Genomic DNA, 17,209 nt, shown 5'->3' with positions numbered 1-17,209 from the left:
AAATGTGAAAAGCGTCACAGCTTGCGCGGACAGTAACAAACGGAAGGCGCTGGCTTGGCGCCTATCCGCCGGAGGAAAACAATGGCATTGAGTGAAGCAGCTTTGATGGTTCAGACCGCGCTCCTGGAGCGAGGACTCGAGACCCCCATGGTACCCTGTGGCTTGTCGGCCGAGGAGCGCAAGGAAAAAATAGAGGCCCATATGAAGGCCATTTTGACCTTGATGTCGCTGGATCTGAGCGACGACAGCCTGATGGATACGCCGAAACGTATCGCCAAGATGTATGTCGACGAAATTTTCTCCGGCCTCGACTATGCCAACTTCCCCAAGATCACTGTTATAGACAACAAGATGGGCTTCGATGAAATGGTGCGGGTGCAGGACATCAGCCTCACCAGCACCTGTGAGCACCATCTGGTGACCATAGACGGCACGGCCACTGTGGCCTATCTGCCGCGGAAGAAGATCATCGGCCTGTCGAAGATCAACCGCATAGTGCGTTTCTTTGCCCAGCGGCCACAGGTGCAGGAACGCCTGACCCAGCAAGTACTGGTTGCGTTGCAGACCCTGCTGGAAACCAAAGATGTGGCGGTAAAAATGGATGCGGTGCATTACTGCGTTAAATCCCGCGGTGTGATGGATTCCACCAGCTCCACCACCACTACGGCTCTTGGCGGCGTATTCAAGTCCAACCCGGCCACCCGCGCCGAGTTTCTGCATCAGGCCAAATAGCCTCTCCGCCATAAAAAAACGCTGCCAAGGCAGCGTTTTTTATGGACTGTACAGTAGTTTACTCAAGCTTCTGTAAGAGATGAGATTCTATCCTGGGTGGCATTAAATACCATACTGTTCACGATAGGCGCTAACGGCGGCCAACTCCTGCTCCATCCCCGGTTTCTCGGCCAAGTAGGCAATTAAATCGGCCAGCTTGATGATGGCCACTATCTGGCAACCAAAGTCGCGCTCCACTTCCTGAATGGCAGACAGTTCGCCCTTGCCCTTCTCCTGACGGTCGAGGGCAATCAATACCCCGGCCAGAGTCGCGCCATTGGCCTGAATGATCTCCATGGACTCGCGAATAGCGGTACCTGCGGTGATCACATCATCCACCAACATCACCTTACCCTTGAGCTCGCTGCCAACCAGGTTGCCGCCTTCGCCGTGGTCTTTCTTCTCTTTGCGGTTAAAGCAGTAAGGAATATCCAGATCATGGTGTTCGGCCAAGGCTACAGCCGTGGTTGTGGCGATGGGGATCCCCTTGTAGGCCGGGCCAAACAGGAGATCGTAGTCGATACCGGCATCCACCAACGCAGCAGCATAAAAACGGCCCAGGCGGGCCAGATCCCGCCCAGTGTTAAACAGACCGGCATTGAAGAAGTATGGGCTCTTGCGGCCGGACTTCAGGGTAAACTCACCGAATCTCAACACCTGACGCTCAAGGGCAAATTCAATAAACTCGCGCTGATAGGCTTTCACGATCTCTCCTCTTGTGATTATGGGTAAGCCCTTAAGGCTCACGGGTACGAACAAGTACTCTCTGGAGTACGAAAAAAAGGACCCTCATGGGGTCCTTAAAAAAACTTAACTCAATGCAGCCTTCTGCACATCGATAATCTCACGAATGCCATGCTTGGCCAGCTCCAGCAGACTCAGCAACTCTTCATGGCTGAACGGCTCGCCTTCGGCGGTGCCCTGGATCTCGATGATCTTGCCGGTTTCTGTCATCACCACGTTCATATCGGTTTCGGCGGCGCTGTCTTCGATATATTCCAGGTCACAGATAGGCTCACCTTCAAAAATCCCCACGCTCACGGCGGCGATAAGGAACTTGAGCGGATTGGCCTTGAGAATACCCTTGGCACGAGCCCAATTAAGCGCATCCACCAGAGCCACACAGGCACCTGTGATGGCTGCGGTGCGGGTACCGCCGTCGGCCTGAATCACATCACAGTCGATCACTATGGTGTTTTCACCCAGCAGCTTCATATCCACAGCAGCGCGCAAAGCACGGCCGATGAGGCGCTGAATTTCCTGGGTACGACCAGACTGCTTGCCCCGGGCCGCTTCGCGATCCATACGGCTATGGGTAGAACGGGGCAACATGCCATATTCTGCCGTCACCCAACCTTGGCCCTGGCCTTTGAGAAATCTCGGCACCCCTTCGGTAAAACTGGCGGTACAGAGCACTTTGGTATCGCCGAACTCGACCAGCACAGAACCTTCCGCATGGGCGGTAAACTGGCGAGTGATTGAAATGGGGCGGGTTTGAGCCGGAGTTCTGTTGCTGGGACGCATAGTGAATTCCTGTATTTTGTCGTCTGGACTGAATTGGCTGCATATTATAGGGCCTTGCGGCGCTTGACGCCATGGCGGATCCGTATCGAACCGACAAAGTGTATACACTTCACTTTAACCCCGGGGGCAAGCTGTCTATAATCCTCTGCTACACCCGTCTTCAAGCAACTGGAATATCTGATGATCCACAGCATGACCGCCTACGCCCGTATCGAGCATAAAGCCGACTGGGGCACAGCCTCCTGGGAAATCCGCTCAGTCAACCAGAGATATCTGGAAACCTATCTGCGCCTGCCGGAACAGTTCCGCAGCCTGGAGCCTGTGCTGCGAGACAGACTGCGCAAGCGTCTCAATCGCGGTAAGGTAGAAGTCAACCTGCGCTACGAGCTGAGCGATCAACAAGGTACCCAGCTGAATATGAATCAGGACTTGGCACTGCAACTGTTGCAGGCCGCCAACTGGGTAAAACAGCAAGCCGGCCAAGGTGAGCTCAACCCGGTGGATATTCTGCGCTGGCCAGGGGTCATGTCCTCATCCGAGCAAGACATGGATGCCATTGCCGCCGAACTGCTCAAAGCCTTCGACGGCGCCGTGGATCAGTTTATCGAAGCCCGCGGCCGTGAAGGCAGCGCCATCAAAGAGATGCTGCTGACCCGCCTGGATGCCGTTGAAGCCCAGGTCGCCATAGTCCGCGAGCACATGCCCAAGGTCATGGAATGGCAAAGGGAAAAACTCAGCAACCGCCTGGCCGAAATCCAGGGCGAACTGGACCCGGCCAGATTGGAACAGGAAATGGTACTGCTGGCCCAAAAACAGGACGTAGCCGAAGAGATGGACCGCCTTGAAGCCCACGTGGCCGAAGCCCGCCGGATCCTCAACAAGGGTGGCAGCGAAGGCCGCAGACTGGACTTCATGATGCAAGAGTTCAACCGCGAATCCAACACCCTGGCCTCCAAATCAATCAGCAGCGAAATCACCGCCGCCGCAGTCGAGCTTAAAGTGCTGATTGAGCAGATGCGAGAGCAGATCCAGAACGTCGAATGATGTTTTCAGGGGGTTAACACCGCTTTAAAACCCCTTTTAAACCATGAGCTTGCAAAATACCATGTTTTTACTTGTTCGGGAATGTTTGCTATTGTTTGTGAAAAAGTGGGACTAAAGTGGTGACTAAAATCGCTTGAAACCACTAAAAATGGCCAAAAATAGACCATTTTTAAGTTTAGTCACCATTTTGGACTTAACCGCATGAATGATAAGCAAATTAAATCTTTTTTAAAAAGCAAAGAACTTGGACGTAAAGCTGTGGGAGGCGGGCTCTATATCAGAGTCCAAACAGAAGGCGTCGCATATTGGGAAGTCAGGTACAGCGTTAACGGCAAACGTCGTTCAATGGTACCCAATGGTGGCGTTTACCCAGCGATGTCTTTAGTCGAGGCCAAAGCCGAGGCGGCAAAAATCAAACTGCTAGCTAGGCAAGGAATCGATCCTCTTGCAGAACGAGAGAGGCAGCAAGAAGAAACGATCAAAACGGTCAATGACCTCTTTGAAGATTGGTACCAAACGACTGCGGTTCGTTTAAAGCATCCCGAAATCCCCAAGCGGATGTATACCAAGGATATCAAACCAACGATTGGCCAGCTAAGAGTCGAAGACGTTAACGCTCGGGATATTCGAGCGATCATCCACAAGGTGGCTAAGAGTAATCGCCCCACTGTGGCCAATAAGACTCTACTGTGCTGCAAGCAACTCTTTAACCATGCATGTAAGTTAGACCTCATCTCCGGCAATCCAGCCGCAGCTTTTAAACCTGTCGATGCTGGTGGCATTGAGAAGAGTCGCAGTAGGGTGTTATCCCTTAATGAAATCGCTACCGTATTCACTGTACTAAGAGAGAGTAAGCCCTCATTTAGCCATGAGAATTACCTCGCGGTAGCGCTGCTGCTTTGCCTTGGCGTAAGAAAGGGCGAACTGATAGCCGCTAAGTGGAGCGAATTTGATTTTGACGAAAAGCTTTGGTATTTGCCCGAAGAACGCAGCAAGACTGGCGTAGGCATCACGATACCGCTGTCTGATTTTACTATTGAATGGCTTAACGAGTTGCGTGTTATCGCTTGTGGCTCTGAATACGTTTTCCCTGCGCGTAAGGTAGGTAAGCGCAGAGGCTATATCTCGAACGATACTCTCAATCACGCCCTAGCCAAACTCTTCGGTCAAAAGCTCAATAGCCATGGAAAGTCTACAGAGGATGTCCTAGGCAAAGCAGGTGTAAGCCATTTCACAATTCATGACCTCAGACGCAGCTGCCGTACTTTACTAGCCAGCCTAAAGGTTGCCCCTCACATCGCAGAGCGCTGCCTGAACCATAAGCTAAAGGGTATAGAGGGCACTTATAACCAACATGATTATCTAGAAGAGCGCCGGGAAGCGTTAGAAAAATTGGCCGCGCTAGTGAGCCCTATGGTCAATAACCAAGCTAATGTCATCTCATTCGCAAATACCAAGATCAGCTAATTAGGCTATATATGACTGTTTTACCAAGAACCACAAAGAACGACCGAATCAATGATCTAAAGCAGATGATTTTGCCTGAAATGGTACCTGAACAGTTGAAAATGTTAGATGTAACACTCACAGATTTTTATACCGACAATTTGGCTAATGTCCAAGCCAGCGATGCGGGCGGCATTGAGTTACTCAGGCTTATGGAACGAAGAACCAATCTCATACTGAGTCGAGGTAATGAACTATATGCTAATAAAAGTCGCCTATCGGCTTCACAAGTCGAGTTGGTGAGTCAAAATATCAATATCTTCATGACGCAGTGCCAAACGTTATCTGAGCTTGTACCACCCTCAGCCCCAAAAAATGAGCCCATATATAAACTGATAGACCGACTCATCGAAACCGCTTTGTATATTGGCTATTACGCAGGCAGTAACGATACTTTAGCACTTACCGATAGGTACACCGACTCTGGTTACCGAGCCACTGTCACTCAAACGCAAAAAGGTGGCCAAACAAAGGCACAACCAATCAATGCCCTTAAAGACTTAGTTATAGATATGGCAAACCACCTTTACCGTGACCCTAATTTGATAAGTACCCCGAAAGTGACTGTGACAAAGGCGATCTATGAGGTTCTTCAAAACTATTCATCTAAAGGCGATAACAATAAGCACCCCTCGCTAGTGAAGTTTACTAACCGAGTACCAGAGTGCGACACCCTAAACAAATGGCTTAAAAACATCACGAAACCCGTCAATGAGCTAAAGCAACCCAAGCCTAGTTTTTCTATAGTCAAAGCCAAATTGAGCAAAACATTTACTGAGCAAACAATCACCAGAAAACTTAATCACAAGCTTAAACAATAAGTTAATCCAAAAAATAGGCACCTCTACTCAGTAGACTGTCTATCTCCATTTCTATAACCCCGCCAAAATCGCTCCTGAACAGTATGAAACAGGAGCGAGTATGAACTCATCACATCAAACAACAGACCGTTTCGTCCGAGAGGCTGAACGCCGGGCAATCACGTCAATATCACGTACTACTGCGTGGACACTAGAGCGCAAAGGCCTATTTCCCAAACGTCGACACCTATATCCACAAAGTACCGCTGTAGGTTGGCTCCTGTCTGAGCTCAATGAATGGGTCGCTACGCGTCAATCCAGAGATAAGGAGGCTTGCTATGCAAAATAAATCAATGAGAACTGCCCCAAGGCTAGATAAAGAATCCGATCATTTGGCTATGTACATTGAAGATACAAGGCTTGTTTATAAACAGCACATCCAACATGTATTTGGTATTAGCAGGTCGACACTATACCGATGGGTTAAATCAGGAAAGTTTCCAGAGCCAACAATGACCCAGAATGGCCGCTCATGCTGGCTGTTTAAAGATATACATGAGTGGTTTAACGAACGCTTAGAAAGGCGCTTAGGGGTCTAATTGCAAGCAGGCTTAGGCCTGCTTTTTAACAACTCTAGATGACACACTTTGAAGCATCTAACTAAAGCTACAGAACAGCCCCGACTAGCTACAAACCGCAGCATACGGGCCTTTCAATGCAGCGCTTCGCCTAAATACGGCGGATATTAAAGAATATACAGCTCGCTAACGCTACGGTAGTCAAATAACCAAGAGAACTAATATGACTAAGCTAATCTCTAACAATTCAAACACCGCAATACGTAAGAAAAACCAAGCTCGTCAATTTTTCATTAACCGCCATAACACTGAGTTATTTGCCTATAAAAACCATGCATACCAAGTCTATAAAAGTTTACCCAAAGGCTTATCGACCAAGACTCTTAAAACGATCATTTCAGACTTCGAGATAATGCTAAGCCATTACAGTAGGGTGTTAGTTTTTCGAATAGATCTACACCCTAAGACTGGTTCTGAGACCAATGAGACTATTTCTCTGTTTCTCAAAAGCTTGCTCAAGACTCTGAACACAAAATATCAATGCAAAGCGATTTATCACTGCGCTAGAGAGCAAGACACCGCTGACAAAGAGCACTATCACCTAGAGCTCTTGCTTAGCGGTCATAAGGTTAAACATTCCGCAGCACTCCAAATTTTGGTCAAAACGTTATGGGAAGCTCAAACTCAGGGCTCGGTGGTGTTCGTCAAAAAGCCTTTCTGCATCATTCGTCGGGGCGATAAGGCCTCTATTAAGGCAGCCTTTTACCGTACTAGCTATCTAACAAAGGAACGTACCAAAGAGCTTAATGGCAAAGCGAAAAGCTTTATAAGCAACAAGCTAAAACCTTCAGCAAGCTTCGACCCAGCAACTGACCTCATGCTGGTAGATCCTAACGTCACGTTTGAACGGAGTAAGCGCAAGCAGGTTTATCTGAATGCACCGCTAGCCCCAGCCAAGACCACCTCATCCAAATATGGGTGGTTCGATAAATTATCCAATGCCCAGCTCCTGAAAGAATGTATCTCATCAAGAACCTCTAGCCTCGTTCAACTGATCAATCCTCTTACTGATAGGCGTTTGTGCCCTCATTGATCACTCGGGCACTCTATGAACCGAAGAGTCATGATCAGCTTCTGTTCTTTGATCAAAGAAAAAGTGATCACTTAACAAGCATCAATAAACCGTCTCGTACAGAAACGGGGAGGGGCAGATAGGCAGTTAAGTGATCACAGGCCGCAACCGAAATTCTCAAAAGGCATAACAAACTCTATGAACCGAAAAATCAATCACAGTTGTGATCAGCCAACGAAGGAGATCACATGACAAAATTCTCGCTAGATAGCTTGCCCAAATGTGGGGCTAAGACACGTTCAGGAAAGCCTTGTCAGCGTTACGGCAATAAAACCAATGGTCGCTGTAAACTTCACGGAGGACGCTCGACAGGCCCCAAAACCAAACAAGGTAAACTTACCGTACGCGCTAATCCGATAGTTCATTCTGTCGTGTGGCATGTCAACAATGTACTCTTGGGGGGCATCAAAAAGGAAGATGCTTACAAAGCGGTAAACGCCTATCTCATGCTCGGTGAGCTTTGCGATAACGGCGATCATGAGGCCTATGGGCAAGCCATGGCTATCATTCAAGACACCTACGTAGAACTTGAGATGCTCAAATACAGTATCGCCAATTATGAGGGCGCGGTGGCGTTCTTACTGATTCAATCCGCCCTAGACCATTACTACAAAGAGAGCGGGAGCAAACACCTATTTTTCCATGTTCACACAGCGCTGTCCCCACCGTCATTTTTTAAACCGAATGGCCTCACCAAAACTCAGCATCAAGAACATATGAAATGGGATATTCGCTCGATGCGTAAGCGAGATTTTAGCTTCAACAGCAGAGTACGAGAAGCCCCTCATATTCGAGCATGGAAAAAACAATTTAAAAAACGTCAAAGGGCGTTATGGGACGATATTTAAGTTTAAGCGGTCAATGAGTATCCCTACTGTCCCCATAAAATGACCCGTTCTGACAGTTACCCTGATTTCTGGTGTCTTCATCAGATTAGATTTGAGCTAGTACAATTAATACCTTCGTTGAGCCAAACCGTTAATAAACTAAGCCCTGCTCGCGCTCTTTCTTAATATCAGCCAATCTAGCTCTCTTCTGCGCATTCGTGAGAGGTATGGCGGCCTGTTGGAGCATCGTATTGTAATTTTCATCAGGCGTGACCTCATAACCCATGCCTTGCAAAATCCCCATCATCGTACTTATCGAGCAAATAATCGGAGATCCTGCCTCATGAGGTATATGGCTATTCAGATAGCTGCCATCAAGAATATTAGATAGACTTTGAATGCACTCAGCTGGTGTAGACTCAAAAATGTACGCAGAGTCGATCTCCTTTACGTAAGACTGACGTGTACCGCAAGGCTTAGCCATCAGCACAAACACGTCGATGTCACCAGTCACTAGCAGCTTAACTAACGCCATCCTCCACCTCCATTTAAGTAATTACATCACCAGCAGTTGGGCGTTATCTCGCAACCACGCCTTACACTCTCGGTAATCAGGCATAACGCGCTCTACCTCGCGCCAGAATTGCGGTGAGTGATCATGGTGCAACAAATGGCAAAGCTCATGCACCACCACATAATCAACGATTCGGTTAGGGGCTAACACAATCAGCCAGTTGAACTCTAAGTCACCATAGGGGGTACAACTACCCCAACGACTCTTAAAGTCTTTGATACGCACTACAGCCGTTTCTACGCCCACTACCGACTGATAGCGCTCGACCTTTTCGCGGATTTTCTTATCCGCATTGCGCTTGTACCAATGAGTCAGCGAACGGCGAACAAACGTCTCTTGCTTGGCATATTCAGGCACAGTTACAGTGATCTTGCCGTTGACTAACCGGGTTGGCGTCACTTTGCCCTGAACCACTTTTAGGCGGTAGTTTCGGCCAAGATAAGGAAAGGCTTCACCAGACACGTACTCTTTACCACGCGATGGCCGTGCTTCGGCATGAATAGCGAGCTTCTCTAAAATCCATTGATGTTTAGCGGCCACCAGCTGGTGGATTTTCTCCATGGGGAGCGTTTTGGGCACCACAACGGCGACAACGCCCTCTTCCACTTTAATCGTGGCTGACTTGCGGCGCGCAGTGCGAACAACCTTTACCTCGTAGCCCGCTTGTTTGATCACGTCACTGTCTTGCATTCCTTCTGGCACCGTCATTTATTGCCAAACTTATGCTGAGCCAAATCGATAAAGCGGTCTTGCAGAATTGCCACCAACGCCCTATCACCAAAGGATTGATCCGTCACCACACGCTTAATGTTCTTCTTCATACGCTTAACCTCATCGTCCTTTTTGAAGAAGTCGACGATCTGTGTCGCCTCATCAAACATCAACACCAGCTTTTGAGTGGTCGCCTTAATCTCTTCATGTAGTTGATCGTCAATAACGTCACCTTCTCTAGCCTTAGTTACCTCAACCATCAAAATGTTGTAGAAGGCAAACTCAGTCTCGTTCAAGCCCACGTCTTGCGCCGCTTGCTTATGCGCCGCACTAAGGTCGTCTGTCATCTCTAGCAATAGCTCTAACTGACGCTCCCAATTACCTGCGGTTTTCTCAATAATGTCTCGCAGACGCAAGCTAAGCGAACGGTAATACTCAGGGTCGTCGTCTAGCTTGATATTGATATGGTGCTTCAACGCGCTCTCTATTTCAGAGGCTTTGGACTCAGCCGATTTTTTCTTGAGAACATGCTCTTTAAAGTTGGCGGCCAGCAAATCAATCGGTGGGATTTTCGGATCAACCCCTGTACTCAATATGTGCTCGTCCACCAGCTGGCGAACTTTCTCGCCAACATCGAGCAAGTCCATGCCATCGTCGTGATACTGGTTGCGCGCCGCATGATGCACTTTGCCCCACAGCTTCATATCGGGAATATATGGCTTAGCAGAGGCATCCGGCAAAATAACGTTGAGTTGCTTGGCAAAGCGCTTATAGGCGACTTCAAATTGCGCCCGCACTGCATCGTCTTTCAGCGCTAACACATAGTCATCAATATCATCACTGGTCACGCCTTTAAAAAACGCTTTAACGCGCCTATGTGCATCTTCTAGCTTGGGTAGTTCGTCTTTCAGGCTCTGGTAAGTGCCTTCAACATCATCACTGCTAAACAACTCCAGCGCGTCGGTGAGGTAACTTGCTAAGCCATAGTAATCCACCACATAGCCACACTCTTTGCCCTTATAGTTACGATTCACCCGAGCAATGGCTTGCATCAACGTATGATCTTGCAGCTTGCGGTCGATATACATCACCTGCGCAATCGGCGCATCAAAGCCCGTCAACAGCATGTCTTTCACAATCAAAAAGGCGGTGTTGTCGTATTTCCGTTGTTTCTCGTCCGTGCCGGGGAAATCGGTACCAAACGGCTTCTTAAAGTTAGCGATAACCTTTTTCTGATGCGCTTTATCGGTGTACTGGGCGATGTACTGAGGGTCGTTATGATCGCCTGAGATAATCACTTCTGACGGTGGCGCACCGAGTTCGTCTAAAGTCTTTTTAAACACAGTAGCCGCATGGCGACTGCCTACGACTATCATCGCTTTAAAGCCGTCAGGCTGAATACGCTCGCGGTAGTGCTTCAGCAAGTCGATACAGACCCAGCGAATACGCTGAGGCGCTTCACGTACGGCGCGCTCAACGCCATATTTACGCTTAATCTCTTGCTGCTCTTCTTTGGTGTATTCGCCAAAATACTCTTCAAACAGCGCGTCAAGTGACTCACCCGCCACGGCGGTTTTCACCTCTCGACCTTCATACAACAGCCTTACCGTAGCACCATCCTCTACCGCCTCATTGATTTTGTACTTATCAATGTAACCACCAAAGGCAGTATCCATCTTCTGGGTTTTAAGGAGTGGCGTACCCGTAAAACCGATTTTAGGGGCGTTAGGTAGTGCGGCGTTAATCGTGGTCGCTAGGCCGCCAAATTGGGTACGGTGCGCTTCATCAGCCAGCACAATAATCTTGTCAGAGATATTGAGGTCAACAAAGCTATTGTCACCCTGCTGCTCCGCCTCTTTCTCAGCGTCTTGGAACTTCTGCACCATGGCTGTTACAAGATCTGAGCTGTCTTTTTTCAATAGCTCACGCAACGAGGCCACTGAATCAGCATTGTAAACGGTTTCGCCTTGCGCACCCTGGAAAGTCGTTGAGAGCTGCTCATCTAACTGAGTTCTATCGGTGACAAACACCAGCTTGTATTGCTTAAGCTCAGGATCATGGCGCATTTTTACCGCCAACATCACCATGGTCAGCGATTTACCGCTCCCTTGGGTATGCCACACCACACCCGACTTTTCCTTACGGGTTTGCCCGGTCTTAAGCCTTTTAATCACCTTGTTCACTGCACGGAACTGTTGATAGCGCGCGACCTTCTTAATCAAGCGGCCATCATCCGGCTCAAACAGAATGAAATTGCGCACGATATCGAGAAAGTTCTCAGGACTAAACATCCCCGCTAACAAGCGCTGCTGAGCCGTCACCCTAGCAACTTGATAATCAGCTGGAGGCTCGGCCACTTGCTTAAGCTCGCCACCTGTAGGGTCGACTGTAGCAACGGGGAACTCGACATCGAGCTTATTAGCGAGCGGCACTACATCATCACTATCCCGTTGAGCAATCTGTGCATCAGTCAGCGGGTAAGCGTCTTTCCAATCACCATAATATTGTGCGGGCGAGCTAATTGTACCGACTCGGGCGAGATCACGGCAGGTCGAAACCATCAACTGGTTGTACCAAAATAGCTTCTCAGCGCCCTCAAAATGCTCAGGATGGCGCTGATTAGCGTAACGGCGCAATTGGTCAATGCCGTGATAAATAGGCGTAGAGATATAAGGTGATTTACACTCGATCACTGCTAACGGCAGGCCGTTAACGAAGCACACAATATCAGGGATGATGGTTTGATTGGGGCCTTCAACCTTAAACTGATTGGCACAGATAAACTCGTTATTGTCGATGTTATCAAAATCAATGAGCTTAACGGTTTGGCCTTTCTTTCCTTTGCCAAGGTCTTGCTCAACCGACAGATAGCCCACCATGGTTTGATAAAAGCCGTGGTTATACTCCATCAACCCCGTGCATTGCGGATGCGTGACCTCACGGACAACCTTGCGTAAGTTCTCTTCATTGATCCATGGGTTAATGCGCTCTATCGCCTGAGTTAAGCGTTTTACCAACACCACGTCACGCAAATAACCACGCTCTTGGTTGCTGTGCTCCGGTGCCAGCGCTTTACCGGGAACATAACGCCAGCCTAGCTGGTGGAGCTGCGCAATGGCGGGGCGTTCTACCTTATCAAACTCATCATTGCTCATAAGGCAACTCCCAGCCCACCAGCAACACGTTCATATTCGGCTTGAGCCGCTGCAACGGTGCGGTCTATTTGCTGTTTAATAAGCTCTACTATCTGATCAGCGCCATTATCAGACATCAGCTCAGCTAACGGACACTCGTAACCCGTCAAGATGCAAGATTCGCCATTCTTATCCTTTGCTGGCGAAGGATTGCGACTGAAATCAGGGTAAGCAGTGCCAGCCCATATATTGTTATACCAGTTATCTTCAAACGTTTGATATGGCGCGCATATCACCACGCGCAGTAAGCTTTGCGCCTTATCGACTGATAACGGCAAATTCAACGCATCGGGCTCGTTTTTATGCCCATTGCCATGGCTATCCACGCCCGTATCTGACACAACGATAAACTCAACCAGATAATCACCAATACGCACCTTGTTGGCCGCTTGAAAGTGGCTGTACAGGTAGTTAGTGTTTATCCCCGGCAACAGATCCCATTGCCAGTATTCAGTGATATTGTGATTGGTACGGGGAGTAAGCCCAAAGTCGGCATTTCCCCAATAGCTAAAATCCAACTCAAGGTTGTTTGCCATTTCCTTAATCGTTGGCACCATGCGCTGATAGTAAGCCGCCAATAAACGGTGCGCGGTACGTACCTGCAATAGCAAATCATCTACTTGTTCCATGTGCTGATGTCCTTGAGTGAAATGGGGTGCGATGTGGCAAACGCGGCTAGGTCGTGCCAACAGCGTGGTACTTTGGTTGCTGAAAACGGTTGAGGTTCGGGTTGAGTAAGTGCTTTGGGTTTCAGCTTATCGCGCAATAGCGCTTGCTGTAAGCTCAACCGTGGTAGCTGGTGGTCGAGTAACGTTTGCCAGCTGTAAACCTGTATTTTGAGTTGATATAAGCGCGCCGCTTGCAAAATGTCAGCGATAATACGCTTGTCTTGTGCATTGGGCTCACAATCGAGAACGCCCTTGTCGAGTTCCAGTATGTCATTGATCACTGGCTGCCAAGCCTGTGCGTTAATACCTGCTAGCTGGCTCTTAAACTCAGTATTGAGCTCTTTAATCCAATCATTAACCACCGCACGACTTGGAATACGGCCAATGGCGAGAAAATACAAGGGCAACTGGCTGCGCTCTTCAGCTTGCAGGTAAGAGGCGATCTCACGCTGCCATTGGTCAATATATTGGTCGCCACCTTCAGGTGGTTTTATTTCGAGAATCACGGTAGCACTGGCAAAGTTGAGCACTGCATCAGGCTCAACGCGATTGCGTTCGTCGTTATTATCAAGCTGAAAGCTAGGCCAAAAATCAATCTGCTCAAAGTCATCAAAGGCTGGCTCAGTCACGCCAAGCCAGCGCTGCATTAAGATTGCTTGTACAGGCGCAGACAGATAGGCAAAACGACCAAATACCGCCGCAGTGATCAGGTCTTCCCGTCCCTTAAACAGCTCACGCCAGCTTATCGACTGGCCTTTATCGCCTTCGATACGCCCCGCCTTTCCATGGAGAATCGCCTGTAACATTGCTCGTCCTTGCTAATCGATGGTTACCCGTACCTTGCCCGTTAGTAGATCCTGCATCAGGGCTTTTTTCAAAGAGCCAGTGTTGTTCAACTTGATGTTTAATAGATCGATTTTTCGATCCAATGCTTTAATGGTTGAACCAATAACTTTTTGCTCATCAAGTGGAGGCATAGGAAAATGTAACTTTTTAAACTCCGTTAACGAAACTCTTCTTCTCGTTCCCGCAACTTCAATTTTCTCTATCTCCTTGCGACCTAAAGGTGAATTAAGCAAATATGCGAGAAAATCACTATCTATGTAATCAGCTGGCCGGATACGTATGACATCTTGAGTAACAATTGCTCTACTTTTCTTTCGATAAACGCCAGAATTACAAGGCGGATCACCGACCTTTGCAACCAATACATCACCATATAAAACATTACAGGCACTTAAATAATCCGCTTTTTCCTCAGTAACGCACACTCGCGATATGTGTTTATAAGCCTGATCTTTCATATCCCTAACATAAATAACAGGAACTCCACTATCTGTTAGTTCTGTGGAAAGCAAATCACTTCCAAATGGACCATTTACAAAGGACTGTTTTTCGCTAGAAGCAAAATAAAGTAGAGGTCTTAACTCCCAGCATTTCGGAATCCGCCCGACAGGGGAACCCTTAAACTCGGTGTGCGGCTTGCCATCGACGCCAACGCCTTTAGTCAACAGCTCCTGCATCATGCCCGTTTTCAGGTCTTTGAGCTTGTCGATTTGCGCCTGTGTCTTCTCAATCACCTCATCCACCGAGGTCAGGATCTTGGCGATTTTTTGTTGTTCTGCTGGCGTGGGAGTCAAGACCTCTAAATTCTTAACATCCGAAGAGTTAATCGCTGGATAATTAGATCCGACCACTAACGAATCGATTTGGCTTGAAATATCGTCACCTAAAATGGTGTTAAAAATAAACCGCCCGTCATTACCATTTTTTGCTCTTATTACCGAAAAGCCTGTTGATGCTACAAAATCCGCTTCGGAGACATTGAAGTACGCAAAAGCTTTCAAATTTGGTCTTACAGTCGACATCAAGACGTCGCCCTGTTTTAGCTTTTTACGGGCACGACTAGGAGCATCAGAAAACTTTATGTATTCAGATGGCAGCTTAACTTGTCCTGTCGATACAGAAGCAATATCAATGTACCTAAATCTGTAATCCGGATCTGTCGATGTTTTTAACGAATCTTTGTCTATGTCAGCTAACAGACTCAAAGGGTTATATGACCACCCTTCAGGAACCTGATTACTCATAACCCAGCTCCTTGAGATAGCCTTGCATTACGCTCTCTGCGGTCGCTACTTCATCGTCGAGTTGTTTGAGCGATACTTGGTACTTGTCCCACCAGCGCTCTAATTGGCTGATGACTGCGGGTGTGGCATCGGTGGCAAACTCGCGAATCTGTTCTTTGGCACTGATCTCAGGGAGAAACTGATAGTAGCCCTCAGATTTAAGATTAAACACGCTGCTGACGTCGAAGCTTTGCAGGATCTCTTCTTGAATATATTCGCTCTCGACCTCACGCACTGGCACGCCGCCATGCAAGATAGCGCGGACATCAAAGATCTCTGCTGGTGGCGCGGTATCGGCGTAGCGGCGAATATTGAGGTTGTAGTCGTTGTCGACAATCTCACTCAGCTCAACCACTTGGGCGTAACGCTTGATATCTTGGTAGTTGTCGAAGGTGGTGACGATTTTCTCAATATCTTGCGGGCGCAGTTTGTTTTGGTTTTTGCCTTCTTCGTACTCAAGCTCACTATTGATAAACAGCACCTTGCCTTTACGCTCAGCCGTTTTGTTTTTATTGATGATCAGCAAGCAGGCCGGAATGCCCGTGCCGTAGAACAAGCCCGATGGCAAGCCAATGACGGCTTCGAGCAAGTCATCTTCTAGAATGCCCTGACGAATCGCCTTTTCGCTAGAGCCACGAAACAACACCCCATGGGGCATGACCACACCAACCATGCCTTCAGCGTTCGTACTGGCAATCATGTGCTGCACAAAGGCTAAGTCGCCCGCATCTTTCGGCGGCGTACCGTAAGGGAAACGACCAAAGCCGTCGTTATCACATTCGTCTTTCCCCCACTTAGACAATGAGAAGGGAGGATTGGCTATCACCCGGTCAAAGCGCATCAGCTCTCCACCTTCAGTGTGCTTAGGTTCGCGCAGGGTATCGCCTTTACGAATGTCGGCACTGAGCACGCCATGCAGGAACATGTTCATCTTACAGATAGCCCAAGTGTTCAGGTTCATCTCTTGGCCGAACAGCGACAGGTTGCCGGGGTTTTCGCCATGGGCGGCGAGGTAGTTACGGGTTTGCACCAACATACCGCCAGAGCCGGAGGTTGGGTCGTAGATACGCATACCCGCTTTAGGCTTGAGTAAGGCCACCAGCAGTGATACCACTTCGCTTGGGGTGTAGAACTCACCGCCCTTTTTGCCCGCGCTATCGGCAAACATTTTAATCAGGTATTCGTAGGCAGTGCCGAGCAAGTCAGGCCGCTCAAAGTCTTCATTACGCAGGCGGTGTTTGCTGAAGTGAGACAGTAAGTCACGCAGCTTTTTATCTGACAGCTTGTTTTTGATGTTGAAGTCGATAGTGACCAACACGCCTTCGAGACTGCCGTTGTACTCTTCAATCGCCTCGGTGGCTTTGTTGAGCGTTGCGCCGATATCGTGTTTTAGGTCTTTCAACTTTGACCAACGTGCGTTTTGCGGCACGAAGAAGGTTTTATCATATTCGTCTTCATCTTGCGCCAGCGCTTCGGCTTGCTCTAGGGTTTTGCCTTTACCAAGGTAATACTGCACCACGCCTTCTTGCGCCTCTTCAAAGGCGTCAGACAGGCGTTTTAAGAACATCATGCCAAAGATGTAGTCTTTGTACTCTGAGGCGTCCATATTGCCACGCAGGATGTCAGCGGCTTCCCACAGGAAAGATTCAAGCTGTTGGAGAGTGAGTTTTTGGGTCATTGAACAATGCAACCTTAAAGTGATTCTGGGCGTATCTTAACACCTGCAAACCAACTTGGACTATGTGGAATGT

General features: G+C 48.5%; 17 protein-coding genes. 8 read left to right on the top strand and 9 right to left on the bottom strand.

Annotated features, from left to right (window positions below):
* Positions 1 to 81 precede the first annotated feature (81 nt).
* Positions 82 to 732 (top strand): GTP cyclohydrolase I FolE, encoded by a 651-nt coding sequence (gene folE / locus ACSHSR_RS01960; RefSeq protein WP_025010867.1) that lies wholly within the window; start codon positions 82 to 84, stop codon positions 730 to 732.
* A gap of 102 nt (positions 733 to 834) precedes the next feature.
* On the opposite strand, the gene pyrE is transcribed toward folE, so the two are convergent.
* Positions 835 to 1,476, bottom strand: coding sequence for an orotate phosphoribosyltransferase (gene pyrE / locus ACSHSR_RS01955; RefSeq protein WP_025010866.1), 642 nt, complete (start codon positions 1,474 to 1,476; stop codon positions 835 to 837).
* Between the two features lie 105 nt (positions 1,477 to 1,581).
* A complete protein-coding gene (gene rph / locus ACSHSR_RS01950; RefSeq protein WP_025010865.1) occupies positions 1,582 to 2,295 on the bottom strand; it encodes a ribonuclease PH in 714 nt (237 codons plus the stop codon).
* Positions 2,296 to 2,475: 180 nt separating this feature from the next.
* On the opposite strand from rph, the gene ACSHSR_RS01945 reads away from it, so the two are divergent.
* From ACSHSR_RS01945 to ACSHSR_RS01915, 7 genes are all read left to right on the top strand, one after another.
* A complete protein-coding gene (locus tag ACSHSR_RS01945; RefSeq protein ID WP_045283620.1) occupies positions 2,476 to 3,339 on the top strand; it encodes a YicC/YloC family endoribonuclease in 864 nt (287 codons plus the stop codon).
* Positions 3,340 to 3,540: 201 nt separating this feature from the next.
* Entirely contained in the window at positions 3,541 to 4,806 is a 1,266-nt protein-coding gene (locus ACSHSR_RS01940) for a tyrosine-type recombinase/integrase (protein ID WP_418076182.1), read from the top strand.
* 11 nt (positions 4,807 to 4,817) lie between these two features.
* The gene (locus ACSHSR_RS01935; RefSeq protein ID WP_479631208.1) at positions 4,818 to 5,666 is read left to right on the top strand and encodes a hypothetical protein; all 849 of its coding nucleotides are present in this window, start codon (positions 4,818 to 4,820) and stop codon (positions 5,664 to 5,666) included.
* A 100-nt stretch (positions 5,667 to 5,766) separates the two neighbouring features.
* Positions 5,767 to 5,994 carry a helix-turn-helix transcriptional regulator gene (locus ACSHSR_RS01930; RefSeq protein WP_418076180.1) on the top strand — a complete coding sequence of 76 codons (228 nt, stop codon included), beginning with the start codon at positions 5,767 to 5,769 and terminating at the stop codon, positions 5,992 to 5,994.
* Positions 5,984 to 6,244, top strand: a complete 261-nt coding sequence (locus ACSHSR_RS01925; protein ID WP_479631207.1) for a helix-turn-helix transcriptional regulator — start codon at positions 5,984 to 5,986, stop codon at positions 6,242 to 6,244. Before ACSHSR_RS01930 ends, ACSHSR_RS01925 begins: the two co-directional genes overlap by 11 nt.
* Positions 6,245 to 6,446: 202 nt before the next feature.
* A complete protein-coding gene (locus ACSHSR_RS01920) occupies positions 6,447 to 7,316 on the top strand; it encodes a YagK/YfjJ domain-containing protein (RefSeq protein ID WP_479631206.1) in 870 nt (289 codons plus the stop codon).
* A gap of 227 nt (positions 7,317 to 7,543) precedes the next feature.
* Positions 7,544 to 8,203 (top strand): HGGxSTG domain-containing protein, encoded by a 660-nt coding sequence (locus tag ACSHSR_RS01915; protein ID WP_479631205.1) that lies wholly within the window; start codon positions 7,544 to 7,546, stop codon positions 8,201 to 8,203.
* A gap of 130 nt (positions 8,204 to 8,333) precedes the next feature.
* Here the strand turns inward: ACSHSR_RS01915 and ACSHSR_RS01910 are convergent, their stop codons facing one another.
* The 7 genes from ACSHSR_RS01910 to ACSHSR_RS01880 are packed head-to-tail and all read right to left on the bottom strand — an operon-like array spanning position 8,334 to position 17,136.
* Positions 8,334 to 8,717, bottom strand: a complete 384-nt coding sequence (locus ACSHSR_RS01910; protein ID WP_479631204.1) for a hypothetical protein — start codon at positions 8,715 to 8,717, stop codon at positions 8,334 to 8,336.
* Between the two features lie 21 nt (positions 8,718 to 8,738).
* Positions 8,739 to 9,446, bottom strand: coding sequence for a M48 family metallopeptidase (locus ACSHSR_RS01905; protein WP_479631203.1), 708 nt, complete (start codon positions 9,444 to 9,446; stop codon positions 8,739 to 8,741).
* Positions 9,447 to 9,460: 14 nt separating this feature from the next.
* Complete coding sequence (locus ACSHSR_RS01900; protein ID WP_479631202.1) at positions 9,461 to 12,622, bottom strand: type I restriction endonuclease subunit R; 3,162 nt, start codon at positions 12,620 to 12,622, stop codon at positions 9,461 to 9,463.
* The gene (locus ACSHSR_RS01895; protein WP_479631201.1) at positions 12,619 to 13,290 is read right to left on the bottom strand and encodes a hypothetical protein; all 672 of its coding nucleotides are present in this window, start codon (positions 13,288 to 13,290) and stop codon (positions 12,619 to 12,621) included. The genes ACSHSR_RS01900 and ACSHSR_RS01895 overlap by 4 nt, the downstream gene beginning before the upstream one ends.
* A complete protein-coding gene (locus ACSHSR_RS01890) occupies positions 13,278 to 14,135 on the bottom strand; it encodes a hypothetical protein (RefSeq protein ID WP_479631200.1) in 858 nt (285 codons plus the stop codon). The genes ACSHSR_RS01895 and ACSHSR_RS01890 overlap by 13 nt, the downstream gene beginning before the upstream one ends.
* A 12-nt stretch (positions 14,136 to 14,147) precedes the next feature.
* The gene (locus ACSHSR_RS01885) at positions 14,148 to 15,419 is read right to left on the bottom strand and encodes a restriction endonuclease subunit S (protein WP_479631199.1); all 1,272 of its coding nucleotides are present in this window, start codon (positions 15,417 to 15,419) and stop codon (positions 14,148 to 14,150) included.
* The gene (locus tag ACSHSR_RS01880; protein WP_479631198.1) at positions 15,412 to 17,136 is read right to left on the bottom strand and encodes a type I restriction-modification system subunit M; all 1,725 of its coding nucleotides are present in this window, start codon (positions 17,134 to 17,136) and stop codon (positions 15,412 to 15,414) included. Before ACSHSR_RS01880 ends, ACSHSR_RS01885 begins: the two co-directional genes overlap by 8 nt.
* Between the last annotated feature and the right edge of the window lie 73 nt (positions 17,137 to 17,209).

The organism is Shewanella sp. VK101 (genome assembly GCF_056497865.1).
This window is presented reverse-complemented; position numbering and strand designations above follow the sequence as displayed.